At 35.7% G+C, this 16,912-nt stretch carries 16 protein-coding genes; 14 read left to right on the top strand and 2 right to left on the bottom strand.

All coding sequences use genetic code 11. The features are described from left to right. Positions 1–242 precede the first annotated feature (242 nt). The 13 genes from LUA90_RS00985 to LUA90_RS00925 all read left to right on the top strand — a co-directional run bounded on the left by LUA90_RS00985 (position 243) and on the right by LUA90_RS00925 (position 11,184). Positions 243–920, top strand: coding sequence for a response regulator transcription factor (locus LUA90_RS00985; protein WP_231489815.1), 678 nt, complete (start codon positions 243–245; stop codon positions 918–920). Continuing rightward, a complete protein-coding gene (locus tag LUA90_RS00980) occupies positions 917–2,173 on the top strand; it encodes a HAMP domain-containing sensor histidine kinase (protein ID WP_231489814.1) in 1,257 nt (418 codons plus the stop codon). The genes LUA90_RS00985 and LUA90_RS00980 overlap by 4 nt, the downstream gene beginning before the upstream one ends. A 5-nt stretch (positions 2,174–2,178) precedes the next feature. After that, entirely contained in the window at positions 2,179–2,841 is a 663-nt protein-coding gene (locus tag LUA90_RS00975; RefSeq protein WP_231489813.1) for a cytochrome b/b6 domain-containing protein, read from the top strand. 35 nt (positions 2,842–2,876) lie between these two features. After that, entirely contained in the window at positions 2,877–3,563 is a 687-nt protein-coding gene (locus tag LUA90_RS00970) for a VIT1/CCC1 transporter family protein (RefSeq protein ID WP_231489812.1), read from the top strand. Positions 3,564–3,812: 249 nt separating this feature from the next. Further along, positions 3,813–4,238, top strand: coding sequence for a ubiquinol-cytochrome c reductase iron-sulfur subunit (locus LUA90_RS00965; RefSeq protein ID WP_231489811.1), 426 nt, complete (start codon positions 3,813–3,815; stop codon positions 4,236–4,238). Positions 4,239–4,244: 6 nt separating this feature from the next. Continuing rightward, positions 4,245–4,679, top strand: coding sequence for a thioredoxin family protein (locus LUA90_RS00960; protein WP_231489810.1), 435 nt, complete (start codon positions 4,245–4,247; stop codon positions 4,677–4,679). Between the two features lie 5 nt (positions 4,680–4,684). Beyond that, positions 4,685–5,617, top strand: a complete 933-nt coding sequence (locus LUA90_RS00955) for an FAD:protein FMN transferase (protein ID WP_231489809.1) — start codon at positions 4,685–4,687, stop codon at positions 5,615–5,617. Positions 5,618–5,619: 2 nt separating this feature from the next. Next, positions 5,620–5,850, top strand: coding sequence for a DUF4266 domain-containing protein (locus LUA90_RS00950; RefSeq protein WP_231460150.1), 231 nt, complete (start codon positions 5,620–5,622; stop codon positions 5,848–5,850). 15 nt (positions 5,851–5,865) lie between these two features. Then, positions 5,866–7,077, top strand: coding sequence for a DUF3570 domain-containing protein (locus LUA90_RS00945; protein ID WP_231489808.1), 1,212 nt, complete (start codon positions 5,866–5,868; stop codon positions 7,075–7,077). Positions 7,078–7,346: 269 nt separating this feature from the next. Then, positions 7,347–8,738: a DASH family cryptochrome gene (locus tag LUA90_RS00940; protein WP_231489807.1), complete on the top strand. Its 1,392-nt coding sequence runs from the start codon at positions 7,347–7,349 to the stop codon at positions 8,736–8,738. A gap of 113 nt (positions 8,739–8,851) precedes the next feature. Continuing rightward, positions 8,852–9,439 carry a Crp/Fnr family transcriptional regulator gene (locus tag LUA90_RS00935; protein WP_231489806.1) on the top strand — a complete coding sequence of 196 codons (588 nt, stop codon included), beginning with the start codon at positions 8,852–8,854 and terminating at the stop codon, positions 9,437–9,439. A 68-nt stretch (positions 9,440–9,507) separates the two neighbouring features. Further along, positions 9,508–10,281, top strand: a complete 774-nt coding sequence (locus tag LUA90_RS00930) for a hypothetical protein (protein ID WP_231489805.1) — start codon at positions 9,508–9,510, stop codon at positions 10,279–10,281. Positions 10,282–10,575: 294 nt separating this feature from the next. Then, a complete protein-coding gene (locus tag LUA90_RS00925) occupies positions 10,576–11,184 on the top strand; it encodes a GIN domain-containing protein (RefSeq protein ID WP_231489804.1) in 609 nt (202 codons plus the stop codon). Positions 11,185–11,335: 151 nt separating this feature from the next. Here the strand turns inward: LUA90_RS00925 and LUA90_RS00920 are convergent, their stop codons facing one another. Further along, positions 11,336–11,665, bottom strand: a complete 330-nt coding sequence (locus tag LUA90_RS00920) for a hypothetical protein (RefSeq protein ID WP_231489803.1) — start codon at positions 11,663–11,665, stop codon at positions 11,336–11,338. 227 nt (positions 11,666–11,892) lie between these two features. Between LUA90_RS00920 and LUA90_RS00915 the strand changes: the two genes are divergently transcribed. Continuing rightward, positions 11,893–15,297: a glycosyltransferase gene (locus LUA90_RS00915; protein ID WP_231489802.1), complete on the top strand. Its 3,405-nt coding sequence runs from the start codon at positions 11,893–11,895 to the stop codon at positions 15,295–15,297. Positions 15,298–15,335: 38 nt separating this feature from the next. On the opposite strand, the gene LUA90_RS00910 is transcribed toward LUA90_RS00915, so the two are convergent. Next, positions 15,336–16,883 carry a cryptochrome/photolyase family protein gene (locus tag LUA90_RS00910; RefSeq protein WP_231489801.1) on the bottom strand — a complete coding sequence of 516 codons (1,548 nt, stop codon included), beginning with the start codon at positions 16,881–16,883 and terminating at the stop codon, positions 15,336–15,338. Positions 16,884–16,912: the final 29 nt, after the last annotated feature.

Below are 16,912 nucleotides of genomic sequence, written 5' to 3'. Positions count from 1 at the left end.
TTTTTCATTGTTCAAAGATTAATAAATACACATTCATCAAAATAATTTTAAGGTTTAATCACATAACTATTTAATGATGTTTTTATCTTAAATAACTTTTCCTGAAATCTTAATTTGATTAGATATGGTTTTCGCTAATGTGCTTAAACGAAAACCATTTAATTCTACCTTCCTCAATAAATAAATTTATTTTTTAGCAAAACTTCAAATTGTCTTCAATATCTTGATGGATATTTGATTATATGAAGATTCTTATCATAGAAGATGAACCCGGTTTGCAAAGAAGTATTAGTGAATACTTAAGCGGAATGGGTAATGTTTGTAGCGTAGCCTCTTCTTATATGCAGGCATTAGAGAAACTGGAATTGTATCATTACGATTGCCTGCTTTTAGATTTAGGTTTGGGTGATGGTGAGGGTTTACAATTATTAAGTTTTTTAAAGCGTACAGATAGGGCAGAAGGCGTAATCATTATTTCTGCCAGAAATTCTTTAGATGATAAGCTTACGGGGCTGAGTTTGGGTGCTGATGATTATTTAACAAAACCCTTCCATCTTTCAGAACTTAATGCCCGAATCCTTGCAGTTATGCGCCGCAAGAGTGCTATGGGAGAAAGACACATCAGTTTTAAAGAAATAAGAATTGACTTAGATGCTAAAGAAGTTACCGTTAATAACAAAGGTGTTTATCTAACTAAAAAAGAATTTGATTTACTATTATACTTTATATCCAATAAGGGTAAAGTAATCTCAAAATCGGCGGCTGTAGAACACATTTGGGGTGATGATGCAGATATGGCAGATAGTTTTGATTTTATCTATACACACATAAGAAATATTAGAAAGAAACTTTTGGATGCCGGTAGCGGCGATTATTTTCAGTCGGTTTATGGTGTTGGATATAAATTTACAAGTGAATGAAGCTTTTCTCTAAATATAACCGCATCCTTATTCTAATCAGCTTTGTTGGTTTATTGGTTATTGGTCTGCTTTTTTACCAGATGCTTATATTTTACCTTAACCGCCAGCTAGATCATGATATGGTTGAGGAGGTAATGGAAGTTAAAGAGTATTCGGTAAAAGGCAAGTTCTACACACCGCATGAATTTGAAGATTTAGTGGTGCAATACAAACCTATTCAGAAGGTTAGGTCGTACTCGCAATATGGCGATACCCTTTTCTACAATTCGCTTAAACATCAAAATGAACATGCCCGATTTTTAAGAACGGAAATGATGCTTGATGGTGAGGCATACCAGATAATCGTTATAGCATCGAAAATGGAAAGACAAGAGCAGATAAAAAATATCTGTCTGATTATTCTATTGCCAGTCTGCATCTTACTCATTGTTGTTTTACTGGTTAACAGGATGTTGCTGAAGAAAATATGGGATCCTTTTAGCCAAATGTTAAAGAATATAAACGACTTTAATATCAACCATGAAAAGCCTTACAGATCGGTTGATATGCCTGTAGAGGAATTTAAGCAACTCAACCAGGTGTTAATCGATTTATCTGGTAAAGTAAAAAAGGACTACGAAGAGATAAAACTTTTTACTGAAAATGCTTCGCATGAGATGATGACGCCGCTTGCAGTAATTAATTCAAGGTTGGATAATATGCTGCAATCCAGTAACCTTGATACTAAAGAGGGAGAAATGCTTAGCGAACTTTATCAGGCAACTTCACGTTTAACCAGGCTAAACCAATCCCTTTTGCTTTTGGTTAAAATTGATCATAATTTACTACAGGAGCATGAAGATATCGACCTTTGCCAGCTTATTCAAGAAAAAACTCATTACTTTCATGAGCTTTTGCAAGAAAGGTCTATTCAGCTTAAAACTACGCTTTTACCGTCCCGGATTATCGCTAATCGCCAGCTGATAGAGATTCTCATTAACAATCTTTTTAGTAATGTTATTCGTCACAATTACGAAAAAGGAAGCATCGAAATTTATTTAGATAGCAATCAAATTATTTTTGCAAATACGGCTCATCATGGTGCCCTGGATGCTGAAAAGATTTTTGATCGCTTTTACAAAGGCATTGCTTCTGAAGGTACAGGCCTTGGGCTGGCCATACTAAAGCAAATCTGTATCCGTCAGCATTACTTATTAAATTATACATACCAACACAACCTACATACCTTTACTATAACTTTTAATAATGAATAAATCTTATGGCTGTTATCGAACCATTAAACCAAGAAATTCTTGGAGGTAAGCAAGGTAAAAAATATCCTTCTTCCACCCGTTTATGGCATTGGCTTAACTTTATTATGATTACCGGATCGTTGTTAACCGTTGCAATAAACTCTACATTGTTTGATCGGGCACAACGTAACTTCGTAAAATCAGAACTGATGGATGCAGGCGCATCTGTTAGCAATAAGCAGGCGGGTGCTGCACTACACGGACTTGAAGACCAGGTTTGGGGCATACACATCTATTTTGGCTATACCCTTGCTGCACTTTTTTTATTTAAGTTGATGGCTGAATTCTTCATGCCTCCAGCACAAAGGATTACGCCAAAAATTAGGAAGGCTTATCAGGCTTACTTTTTTTTAAAAAAAGAACGGGAAGCTGCCAAGCATGAATTGGTGGTTAAAGGCCTGTATCTGATATTTTATGCATTGCTGTTTATAATGGTTTGCACAGGTTTATTACTCGCTTTTGAGGATTATACTGGCATCCCACGAGATATTAATCATACTATTAAAGAATTTCATGGATTTTGTATGTACCTGATACTTGGTTTTATTGTGCTTCACTTAGCTGGGGTTTTTCTGGCTGAGCGAAAAGATGGAAAAGGAATCGTATCTGATATGATAAATGGTGGTTAAGAAAAGCAGAATGATAAACTCTAATTGGTAATGATATGGCTCATAAAGAAGAACACCTAAAGAGCTCTGCTTTTATATCCGATATTGTTATCGGGATGAGTGATGGACTAACCGTACCCTTTGCGCTTGCTGCAGGTTTAAGTGCTGCCGTAAATAGCAATTCAATTATAATAACCGCTGGTATTGCTGAAATTATTGCCGGTTGCATTGCTATGGGCTTGGGCGGTTACCTTGCAGGGAAAACCGAGCAGGAACATTATGAAAGTGAATTAAAAAGAGAATATCTGGAGGTAGAAAATGTGCCCGAAAAAGAGAAATTAGAAGTTAAAGAGATTTTTGCTGAATATGGACTGGATAGTAAAGCTCAGGATCTTATTGTTAATCAACTAAGCACAAATAAAAAACATTGGGTAGATTTTATGATGAAATTTGAGCTTGGCCTGGAAAAGCCAGACATCAACAGAGCCCGTAACAGTGCGCTTACCATAGGGTTTTCTTATTGTGTAGGAGGAATGCTGCCACTATCTGCATACTTTTTTACCGAAAAACCGCAAGAAGGACTGATACTTTCTGCTGTGCTTACCATCATTTGCCTTTTTGTATTTGGCTATTTCAAAAGTAAAGTTACAGGCCAGCCGCCAATAAAAGGTGCGTTAAAAGTAACCGCTATTGGGATTATTGCTGCCGCTGCCGCATTTTTAATTGCCAGACTTATCAGCTAAATAATAAGCAACAAAAACTTTGTGCGGATTATTAACACATATTTAACATATTGAATTTAAAACTTCAGAATTTCTTCAGACTTTATATATATTTTTGTTACAAACATTATAGCTAAAATTTAATGTTTTAAAAATCATCCTCAACCAAACTCATTTTTATAGATAAAACTCTACATCTAATATTCTCCTTTAAAGATATTTTAAAGGCATTTAATTTAATTGTTATCTGATATTATCTATAAAAAAATTATGGACAGAAAAGATTTTCTCAATAGTATTGGTATGAGTGCTGCAGCCTTTGCACTAATCAACTGCGTTGGTTGTAAAAAGAGCGACACAAGCAGTTCTACAGGAACTACCGGGCCAACTGGTGTAAATTTCTCACTTGATTTAAGCTTGGCAGCAAACGCTGCCTTGTTAAACAATGGAGGTTCGCTGGTTTCAAATGGAGTTATCGTAGCCAAAACAAAAATGGGTTCGTACATAGCAGTTCAGCAATCATGTACGCACGAGAGTTATACGTTAAGCTATCAATCGGCAAATAGCCGCTTTTATTGCCCTAACCATGGCGCAACTTTTTCTGAGAACGGAGCAGTTACCAATGGGCCGGCCACCAGAGCGCTTACCGTTTACAACACCCAGTTAATAGGAACTACTTTAAAAATTTATTCGTAATAAATTATGAAATTACTTTTTATTGCCCTTTTAGGGATATTTACAATACCGGCATCCTGGATGGGCAATTTTTCTGAAGCGCAAAAACAAGCGAAAGCATCGCATAAACAGATTTTGATTAATTTTTCCGGTTCAGATTGGTGTGGCCCATGCATTCGCCTTCGCAAAGAAATACTTGAATCTGAAAGCTTTGAGCAATATGCCTATGGTAATCTTCTTCTAGTCAGAGCTGATTTTCCGCGGCAGAAAAAGAATCAGTTATCAAAAGAACAGGTTAAGCTTAACGAATCTTTGGCAGAAGTTTACAATAAGGATGGCAAATTTCCATATACTGTTTTGGTTGATGAAAATGGTAAAGTGCTAAAAAGCTGGGATGGTTATCCAGATGAAAGCGCTCAGGCTTTTGTAGCAGAAATCAATAAAATAAAAAATAAACTATAATAAGAATGGCAAAATCTGTTGCTGTAAACAGAATACTAAAACTCATGGGAAATCGCTTTGAGTTTACCGTAATCTCTGCAAACGAGCAAGTAGGGAATGCTGCAATAGATAGTGCAATTGATGAAGTGAGCCGCATAGAGCGGTTGCTTACCACTTTCAGCAATGATAGCCAAACAAGCCTTATTAATGAAAATGCTGGCCTTGCCCCGGTAAAGGTTGATGATGAAGTGATTAGCCTTATCGAACGCTCTGTTAAAATATCTGAAATTACTGACGGAGCTTTTGACCTGACATACGGTTCGATAGATAAACGGCTCTGGAATTTTGATCAGAATATGACCAGCCTACCGGATGTGGAGACGGCTTTGGCATCTGTAGAACTTATAGATTACCGAAATGTGATTTTGGATCAAAAACACTCAACAGTAAAGCTTAAAAATAAAGGAATGCGCCTTGGCTTTGGTGGGATTGGTAAGGGTTATGCCGCAGACAGGGCTAAAAAGATACTTCAAAATTTAGGTATTGAAAGTGGAATTGTAAATGCTGCGGGCGACTTAATTACATGGGGCACTCAAATCAACGGGCAACCGTGGACAGTTGGTATTGCAGATCCTGAACAAACCAATAGGCCTTTTTCTGCGCTGAAAATTAGTAATATGGCGATTGCAACTTCTGGCAGCTATGAGAAATATGTTACCATTGATGGTAAACGCTACTCGCATACTATCGATCCAAAAACAGGATTGCCTGTGAGCGGTGTTAAAAGTGTGAGTATAATTTGCCCGAGTGCTGAACTGGCTGATGCATTAGCCACGCCAATTGTAGTTATGGGTGTAAAAGTTGGCCTCGAACTGATAAATCAGATAAAACATGTAGCCTGTATTATCATCGATGATGAGGATAGGGTATTTACTTCAAAAAATATTAATGTGATATAATTATGAAAATTTCCAGGATGTTTTTCCTTTCGATGCTTACTGCATTTTCCTTAAGCAGTATGCTTAGTGCATGCAGTAGCGTAAAGCCTTACCAAAAAAATAAGATAAATGATGCAGACATGACCTTATCTGCAAGGAAAGTGCAAAAGTTTGAACAAAGTTTCCAGCTTTACAGAGAAGGTGCTTCGGGAGCAAACGGGGGCAAAAGCGGTGGTGGCTGCGGCTGTAATTAATTTCAGAATCAAAAAATGAGAAAAATATATCTCCACGTGCTTTTTATGTACTTCGGTATATTAAGCACTTATGCGCAAAACAAACCAGAACCACCGAAAATTGATAGCAGTAAATATCAATCGAGGAAACTTAAAATTGATGAAATAAATCTGGTTTCAGCTTATTACCATCAGGATGGAAATAATTCTGCTGTAACAGGCGGTATAGGTACAGAGAAATTGAGCGACTTTGCGAATACCATTGATCTGCAAATGTCGAAATTTAATAAAAGAGGCAAGAAAAATACCTTTCTTTTTGAGCTTGGTGTAGATCATTACACCTCAGCATCTTCGGATAAGATAGATCCAAATACCATATCTTCTGCGTCATCTGCAGATACACGCATTTACCCTTCACTAAACTGGACACAATCTAATGAAGAAACTGGTAATTCTTTTGGCTTTACCGGCTCATATTCAACAGAATTTGATTACCAGTCGTTAGGTGCCGCTTTTAATTTAACGCGGTTATCTAAAGATAAAAATACCCAGTTTGATTTTAAGGCACAGGCATTTTTAGATCAATGGACGGTAATTTTGCCGATTGAATTGCGAACGGGCAATACCGGAAAAGGTGGTGAGCAATACGAAACCGCACCGAGAAATTCATTTAGTGCCTCATTTTCCTTATCTCAGGTTATTAGTCAAAAGTTTCAGGCTTCCTTAATTTTAGAGCCATCCTATCAAAAGGGTTTACTCGCTACAAAGTATCAGCGTAATTATTTTACAGATGGTTCACTTCGTTCAGAAACCCTGCCGGATAAGCGGTACAAACTTCCTATTGGGCTGCGGATGAATTACTTTTTGAATGATATGTTTGTGATACGTACTTTTTATCGATACTATATGGATAATTGGGGTATAAGGGCACACACTGCAGAACTCGAAGTACCGGTAAAGATTAATTCATTTTTTTCAATAAGTCCGTTTTACCGATACAATAATCAGGTAGGTACCAAATATTTTGCGCCATACGGTCAGCATGCTCCATCAGCACAATATTTTACCAGCGATTACGATTTATCTACTTTAAACAGTGATTTTTACGGAGCAGGCGTCCGCTTTGCTCCACCAAAAGGTGTTTTTGGCTGGCAACGATTAAATATGCTGGAGTTGAGATATGGTCACTATTCGCGTTCTACAAGCTTGGTTTCCAATATCGTATCATTAAACCTGAAGTTTAAATAGGATGAATAATGTTCTGATGTATCTCTAAGAATAAGTATTGAATATCATTTAATAATTTTTTGGCAGCCTGCTCATTGTTTGAGCAGGCTTCCTTGTTTATTTACCTGTTTATTTGATGGTGAAATTAAATATAAGGCAAGTAAAAGAACATATTTCTTTTTATGATGTTCACTATAAGTGATTTCGATTTTGCATATCCAATCTCAATATTCCCCCTTGCAAAAACGAATAGAAGCTTCAAATATTAATCATCTGTAAAATAGCATAAAATGAAAAAACGAGGTTTAGTCTGGTTCAAAAACGACCTTAGGTTACTTGATAATGAAGCCTTAACTAAAGCTCAGGAAGAGTGTGCTGACTTGATTTTTTGTTTTTGCTATGAGAAAAAATGGTTTAAAGAATTAGAGCTCGGCTTTAAAAATATGGATGCCGTCAGGTTAAAGTTTTTGCAACAATCTATTTTATCGCTAAAAAAAGAATTAGAAGATATTGGCGGTCACTTAATTATTGGAACAGAATCTGCAATTGACACCATACCGGCGCTAATTAAAGATTATGGCGTTACAGATGTATATGCAGAGGAAGAATATGCCAGCTACGAGTTAGATTTAGTTAACAAAGTAATGCAGGCATCAGCTGATGTAAAGTTTCATTTTTTTTGGGGCAAAACGCTTTACCATAAGGATGATATTCCTTTCAGCATTTCAAAAATTCCGCTTACCAGTAAAGCTTACAGAATCCCGGCAGGGCGAGAAGCAAAACCCCGGGTAATTTTTGAAAAGCCCACTAAATTAAAATCTGTTCCAGGTGTCAAATCCGGCAAAAATCCATCTTATAAAGATTTTAGTTTTGCAAAAGAAGAATATGAAAGCGCTGAGCCATTTGTTGCCGGAGGTGAAGATAAAGCCTTAGAAAGATTGGAATATTATACTTTTAAATCAGAACTTTTAACAGGATATAGATGGAGCAGAAATAAATCTGACGGGCTTGATTACAGTTCAAAATTTTCACCCTATTTGGCATTGGGCTGTTTATCAGCAAGGGTAATTTACGAAAAGGTACAAGCGTATGAGGCAGAGGTGAAGAAAAATCAAAGTACCTGGTGGTTGGTTTTTGAATTGGTATGGAGAGATTATTTCACTTTTAAGTCGATGCGATTCGGAAATTCGGTTTTTAGTAGCGATGGGTATAAAAACAAAAAACTAACCTGGGAAAATGATACTCAAAAATTTGAGAGATGGTGTAAAGGCAATACAGGCATTCCTTTTATAGATGCTCACATGCGCCAGCTGAACAAAACCGGTTTTATGAGCAATAGAGGCCGGGTAAATTGTGCCAGTTATTTGGTTTATGATTTAAAAATAAACTGGACATGGGGCGCTTATTATTTCGAATCTAAATTGATAGATTATGATGTAAGTTCGAACTGGATGAATTGGCACATGCAGGCATTTGAAATTTGGTACACCAATCCTGTTCATCAATCTAATAAATACAAAGCGCAAAATTTTATCCGAGAATGGATACCCGAACTATCTGCAAAGAACAATGTTGAAGTTTTAATACCCTGGGAATTTGATATTTCAGATTATCCAAAGCCAATCGAAGTTTATAAAAAATGGGATAGGGCTATTAAACTCATCAAAGAAATCGCAATATAAATCATTAATATAGAATTATTTACAGAGAATTTTGCAAAGATAAATCATGCTTACTGAAGTATGTTTGCTCGAAAAATTTATAATTATTTTAAGCTTAGCTGTATCTTCGATTTATGCAAAAGAATGTTGTTAGTGCAGTAACTAATCTGGTTAATTTTGATGATAGTGAACTGCTAATCTTTTTGGAAAAGCTTAAGCCACGAAAAATTTTGAAAGATGATTATCTGTTAAGGGCAGGTGATGTTTGCAAAGCAATGGTAATTATTAACTCCGGCGTACTCAGGTATTTCACCATTACTGAAAAAGGGGAACAAAGCCATTGGTTTGCCTTTGATGGTGAGTGGCTGGGCGATTATGAAAGCTTTTTAACACGGCAGCCATCATCAAACTTTATACAGGCCTTAGAGGACACAGAAGTGTATTGTTTAAGCTATGATGACATGCAACAGCTTTATTCAATTGGCGCTAAATACGAACGTTTTGGCAGGCTGATGGCAGAAAATCTTTTCGTTAGCGTTGGGCGTTCAAGGAATGATTTGGTAAGCTTATCAGCCGAAAAAAGATATCTAAACTTAATAAATACTTACCCAAATATCGTAAAACGGATACAAATACAGCATATTGCAACCTATCTGGGTATACATCCTCAAAGTTTAAGCCGCATAAGAAAAAATCTTGCGAAGCAAAAAAATTTGGGATGATATTATCCGTAAATAATAAGTAACCTATGTTATTTTGGAGCTGATACTTTTTAAAGAATTTAGCGCCAATGAAAGTATTATTCAATCTCCTAAAAAATCATGAAAAGGCTGCAAGGCCTTTGTTCTATCTGGGCATTTTCCATCTGATATTGGCCATATTATTTTTGGCTATTTTACCGTTCGAGCATCGAAGGTTATTGGGCATAAATTTGTGGATTAAACCATTAAAGTTTGCACTTTCTATCGGCATTTATTCCTTTAGCTGGGTATTAATTTTTCCTTACCTCCGCGGTGAAAAAATTAAAAAATATTTCGCCCGATTTACTGTATTTGCAATGGGTTTTGAGATGCTTTGTATTGCTTCTCAGGCTGCAAGGGGCGAATTATCACATTTCAATCAATCCGGAACTTACAATATTATAGTTTATGCTTTGATGGGAATTGTTATCACTGCTCAAACAATTTTCTCCCTATGGATATCTATTCAGCTATATAAAGATACGCCACCTAATATGAGCATTTTGATGCTTTGGGCTTTACGTTTTGGCATTTTTATTTCTATTTTTTTCGCTTTACAAGGCGGTTTTATCGGACAGCGAATGGCGCATACTGTTGGTGGTGGAGATGGCGGACCCGGGATTTTATTTTTTAACTGGAGTACAAAACATGGTGATTTAAGAATTGCTCATTTTCTGGGATTACATGCACTTCAAATTATACCTGCCTTTGCATGGATTTTTAAAGGCAAGCGAGAAATTTATGTTATCACCTTCGGTTTACTATATTTCTTGTTTGTAAGTTTTGTTTTTTATCATGCCTTAATGGGAAGGAGTTTATATTAACGGTTAACGTGTAAATTGATTACTGCATTTATCTTACATGGATTGAAACACGTAAAATGCTGATTTTGTTATAGTTAAGATTTTGTTATACATACTCGAGACTCATAGCCCAAAATAAATACCAATAAGGTTGAATAATATGTACTGCGGTTGGTATGGTCTTTTTGCCCGTTGGTCGATTAGTCTGTATCGCTGGTCTAAAACAGCATATTTCGCTGAAACGTTTCTGAACTGCTTGCGTCTTATCTACAAAACAATCAATAAAATATTATTCATCCTTAAAATAAAAGCATTATGAAAACTTCAATCAAAACTTTATTCGCAACTTCATTAACAGTTATTACCTTAACAACTTCAGTTTTTTCTACAAGCTTAATGGCTAATGAGAAAAAAACAGTAACAACAGTTTCATCACCTAGTAATTTCAAAAGAATTTCGGTTCAGGGAAATGTAGAAATTAAAATTGTACAAAGAAAAAGCGAAGCGGTAACTTACGCAGAAGATAATTTGGGTAAAGCAAAAATTACTCAAGAAGGCGACCTTTTAAAAATTACATCATCTGATAAAGAAGTTAGTAAAATAACCGTTTATGTAGCAGATATTTACAGAATAGAAGCTGCCGATAATGCAGTTGTAAAAACTGAAGGCAAAATAAAAGCTAAATTTTTACAGGTATTTTTAAAAGGTAATGCGCATGCAGTAATTAATTCGAGCACAGAAGGTTTATACACAGTAATAAAAGACGATGCCGATTTAAAACTTAGCGGAGCAACAGATAACCATACAGTAATTATGGGCGATACGCAAAAATTAACAATGGATAGATTTGCGGCACTTAAAACAAACATCCAATCTACTGAAGATATGGGTGCAATAACAGAAACGGTAGCCGTTATAAAATAAAAAACGAAACAATGACATTAAAAGCGAAGAGGTTTCTCTTCGCTTTTTTTTTATATAATTGATAAGCCTTGCCGCTATAAATATTTAACTTTCTAAAAAGCCTGATATTTTTTTTAACAATTTATATACTGATTGGTTCGTTTGAATAAGATTATGCCCAAATTATGAAATACTTTAAGATGATTTCTTTTTGCTTTATTACCGCCACTATTTTTAGTTTGATAAGCATATTCATATTACAATCAGTCGAGGTTATAGGCACAGCCAATACAGATTTTAAAAACCTTCCGTATGGAATTGCTATTGGTATAAATTTCTTTCTATTTTTATCGAGCTTTACTGTATTACTTAATCTTAATGAGCATATTAAAACTAACCCTTTGTGGTGTTTTTTAAGCTTTTTCCTCTTGCCTGGTGTTTTCGTAATCCTGGTGTTCCTGGCTATGTGGGATGAACCCTGGCCCGGCATGCTTTTCATCATTCCTTATCTTCTGGTATTAACAACTACTTTTTTGCGTTTTCGAAAAAGCGTAACAGTTGAATCAGTAAAATCTAACTTTTAGTTGCTTCCACGGCTCCATAACTGCATTTTTTAATTATTTAAATACTTAATATTCAAATCGATAGGTGGTAAATCGTGGCTGTTTTCTTGTTTCATCAAATCTTCATATTACTTTTTGAAGTTTGTTGCATCAATCAGATCAGAAAATGTCCGGAAAACAAATATTTCAAACTGAAAATAAGAAAAGATGGAATACCTTTACTTGGGTAAGTCGTTCATTCTTTATCATTTTTATTGGCGCCATCATTTGTGTTGCCCTTACACTGTCATCGGTACAATATCCAAAATTACCCTACATAAATACTAATGCGCCATTAACCACAAAGCAATTAGAAAAGCTTAAGAAATCGAAAGAATATAGGCCATTCACTATTGCCAAATCAAAACTCGTAAAGATTAAAAAAGACCGTGAACTTCGTTTGCAAACCCATCATGGCGAAAAAAAGCGCATAAATATGGCTTTTTATGTAAGTTGGGCCGGTACGGTAGATAAATCTTTGCCAGACTTGAAACGCAATATTGGCCATTTAGATATGGTGGCGTTAGAATCATTTTTCTTAAATGGCGATTCAGTGGTCGATAAGTCTGATACAGCAGCTTTAAAGGTGATAGCCAAAGCAAAGAAATCAGCAATTGCAGTGGTATCTAATTTTAACAAAGAACGTTGGGATGGAGCAGCAGTAAGAAGATTGTTAAACAATACACCAGCTCAGCAAACGCTGATTACCAATTTAATTCAGCTGACAAAAAAACATGGCTATAAAGGAATTAATATAGATTTTGAGGAGTTAAACTTAGAAAATCGTGAGGGCTTTAATAGCTTCATGAAAAATTTATATGCGCAGTTTCATGCTCAAAAGCTAATCGTTTCGCAAGATATTTCTCCGGAAAATGATGATTACAGCCCGCAAATTTTACAGCATTACAACGATTACATCGTACTTATGGCTTACGATCAGCATACCGAGGGCAGTAATGCCGGCGATATCTCCAATCAACAATGGGTAGAGGAGAAGCTGGATGACATTTGTAGTAAAATGAATGCTGATAAAGTTATCCTTGCTTTAGCCTGCTATGGATACGATTGGCCAGATAAAAGTGTAGGTACGCCAGTTACATACGAAGCCGCAATAACCACAGCGGTAAATTTTAAGGCTAAAGTAAATTACGATGAGGCCTCTGCTAACCTAAATTTTAGTTATGAAGATGGCAGTGGCATAAACCATAAAGTTTATTTTACAGATGCGGCTACCAATTTCAATTTAATTCGCAAAGCGGATGATTGGGGTATTGGCGGTATTGCTTTATGGAGATTAGGTTCTGAAGATAAACGTTTATGGAGCTTTATTTCCAGCGATTTAAGCTTAACATCTTTGAAAAGTAAACCTGTAGATCTTCGCAAAATAGCTCAGTTAACTATGGGTGGTATAGCTTATATTGGCGATGGAGAAATTTTAGATTTGATTTCTTCCCCAAAACCAGGAACGGTTAAAATTACCCTGAATAAGGATGATTTTACCATTCAAAATCAGGTTTATACTCGTTTACCTTCTCAATATGTGATAAAAAGATTTGGCGAAGCTGATAAAAAAATTGTTTTAACCTTTGATGATGGTCCCGATCCGGTTTACACACCACAAGTTCTGGATATCTTAAAAAAAGAGCATGTTCCCGGTTGTTTTTTTGTTGTTGGAATAATGGCAGAAAAAAACATGGAGCTACTTAGAAAAGAGTATGATGATGGTTACGAGATTGGCAACCATACATTTTTTCATCCTGATATGTCTGCAATTGGTCCGGCGAGGGTTAAGTTTGAACTGAATGCTACACGCAGATTAATTGAAGCGGTTACCGGTCATAGCACCATCTTATTTCGTGCTCCTTTTAACGCTGATGCTGAACCTCAAAATACATCAGAAATTTTACCTGTTGCACAAAGTCGCAAAGAAAATTATTTAAATATTGGTGAATTAATAGACCCTGAAGACTGGCAACCTGGAAAAACTGCTGATCAGATTTATAAAGAAGTAGTTAAGCAACAAGATAATGGCAACATTTTGCTTTTACATGATGCCGGCGGCAACCGTCAGGCAACAGTTGAGGCACTTCCAAGAATTATCCAATACTTTAAACAAAAAGGCTACACATTTACAACTGTAGGAGATTTAATGGGTAAAAAAAGGTCAGGGTTAATGCCGGCTGTAAAATCTGATGCAAATACGGGTTTTCTAGGTTCAGGAGATTTTTTCTTCATCAATTTCTTTTACTATGGAAATATTTTTTTAAATGTAGTTTTTAGTGTTGCAATTGTTCTGGCTATTCTTCGCACAATTTTTATTGCCTATCTGGCTATTAAGCAGCGAAAAAAATCAAGATTGAATGCGAATGTTCTGCTAAAAAATCCTTCACAAAAAGTTAGCATTATAATCCCGGCTTATAATGAAGAAATAACAGCGGTGCATACGATAAATAGCTTACTGAAAACGACTTATCCGGATTTTGAATTAATTTTTGTAGATGATGGTTCAAAAGATAAAACTTTTGACAAAATAAATGAAAAGTTTGCAAATCATCCGCAGGTTAAAGTTTTTAGAAAAGAGAACGGCGGCAAAGCATCGGCTTTAAACTTTGGTATTGGTAAAGCAAGCGCTGATTTTATTATTTGTATTGATGCTGACACTCAATTGAAAACAGATGCTGTAACCGAATTAATGCGTTATTTTCATAACCCTAAAATTGCGGCAGTTGCAGGAACTGTAAAAGTTGGTAATGCAAATAACATCATTACAAAATGGCAATCGATAGAATATATCACTTCGCAAAATATGGATAGGAGGGCTTTCGATTTGCTTAACATTATAACCGTAGTGCCGGGCGCTATTGGTGCTTTTCGTAAAGATGTAGTATTGGAAGTTGGCGCATTTACAACAGATACACTTGCAGAAGATTGCGATCTTACCATGCGTATTTTGAAAGCAGGTTACCAGGTGAAAAACTGCGATACTGCCATTGCATACACAGAAGCACCGGAAACTGTAAATATGTTACTGAAGCAGCGTTTACGCTGGAGTTTTGGCGTTATGCAGAGTTTTTGGAAAAACCGTAAAACTTTATTCAACAAAAAATATGGTTATTTTGGGATGGTTGGTATGCCGAATATTTTACTTTATCAAATAATACTGCCTTTGTTTTCTCCTTTGGCCGATTTGTTTATGCTTCTGTCATTAATAAGCGGTATTTTCTCTTTAAGTGCAATCAATAACTTAACGCTAACGGGCTTTTCCGGTATTTTAAGTTTGCATAATGGTTTCGGACAAGTGCTTTTTTATTACCTTATTTTTATTGTTGTAGATATGTTTTTTGCCGCAATTGCTTTTAAAATGGAGAACGAAAAATATAATAATCTTCTCTATATTTTTCCGCAGCGATTTTTCTGGAGACAGCTAATGTATTTAGTTTTATTTAAATCAATAAGAAAAGCAATTAAAGGCGAGTTAGGCACCTGGGGAACTTTAAAAAGAACAGGAAATGTAAGTCAGGTTGCCGTTTAATGATGTATGGTAGAATTGGTGCGATTTTAGCCCAATGGCTATAGTTTATCCAGGTTTTCTAAACAATATTCTGCTCTTTTTAGAACGGCATGTTTGGTTTCGGCTTCCATTTTATCCCAGATTTTATAAACCATACCCAAGCGATAATTGTGTTGAAGTTTTTCACGGTTCCTATCATGAAAATCCCAATATAAACTATTAAAAGGGCAGGAATTATCACCTATTTTATCGTTACGGTTGTATTTGCATTTTTCACAGTAGTTACTCATTTTATTAATGTAATTAGCAGAGCCTGTGTAAGGTTTTGAGCCAATAATACCGCCATCGGCATATTGGCTCATACCTCTGGTATTGGTTATTTCTACCCACTGTATGGCATCGACATAAATGCCCAAATACCAAAAATCAACTTCATCTGGATTGATACCTGCGAGCAAGGCAAAATTGCCGGTAACCATTAACCGTTGGATGTGATGCGCATAGGCAAATTCTAAAGATTGGTTAATAGAATGCTTCAGGCAATTCATATTTGTTTCACCGTTCCAATACCATTCTGGTAGTTTTCTGCTGTGGTTAAAAAAATTTAAAGTTTCGAACTCCGGCATCTTCATCCAATAAATTCCACGCATATATTCACGCCAACCCAAAATTTGCCTTATAAATCCTTCAATCTGATTAAGCGCTATTGATGTTTTATTTTTTCTCCAGTATTCGATTGCATAATTAACCACTTCGATTGGTGAAAGGAGTTTGGTATTCATGCTGAAAGAAAGGCGTGAATGATACAAAGACCATTCTTCTGTATGCATGGCATCTTGAAAAGTGCCAAATAGTTGTAATCCATTTTCGCAAAAATATTTTAAAAGTTTTAAAGATTGCGCCCTATTTATTGGCCATTCTAAATATTTAGCATCAATTTTTCCAATCGTTTTAATTTTTGCATCTGTAATTCTCTGCAATTGTTTTCTTACATCGTTTTCAAACAAAAGAGGTGGATTTGCTTTGTGGTTTTTAGGAAGTTTTTTCCGGTTTTCTGCATCAAAATTCCACTGACCACCTTGCGGGTCATCGCCATCATCTACTAAAACATGGTGCTTTTTACGCATTGCCCGATAAAAACTCTCCATCAAAAATTCTTTTTTGCCCGAAAATAAATCGGCCATTTCATGTCTTTTTGTATAGAAATGTTCGGTGTCAAATACGCTGTGTTTTATTTTTAAAGTGTTGCAAAATTTCTGCAACGCTGTATCTAACCTATACTCATCCGGTAGTTGATAATCAAATTCTTCGATTCCAAATTTCTTAATGATATGGGATAGATTTTCGGAAAAATTTTGTTGGTTTTCAGCATCATCTAGCTTAAGGTAAATCGTATTAAAGCCTTTATCATTAAGTAGTTCTGCAAAATTTTCCATTGCTGCAAAAAATGCGCAAATCTTTTGAATATGGTGCCAGGCATAATCCGTTTCTGTTCTAACTTCCATCATAACATGAAGTGTATCTGGAGCAGCTTTTTTAAACCATGAATGTTCAATATTAAGCTGATCGCCTAGAATTAACCTTAATATTTTGTATTTTTTCTTCATTGTTTGGGGTTTGAAATGATTTGGTTGTA

The organism is Pedobacter sp. Leaf170 (assembly GCF_920984665.1).
In the GTDB taxonomy this organism is placed as follows: Bacteria; Bacteroidota; Bacteroidia; order Sphingobacteriales; family Sphingobacteriaceae; genus Pedobacter.
The sequence above is the reverse complement of the archived record's forward strand: the minus strand, read 5'-3'. Positions and strand labels throughout refer to the sequence as shown.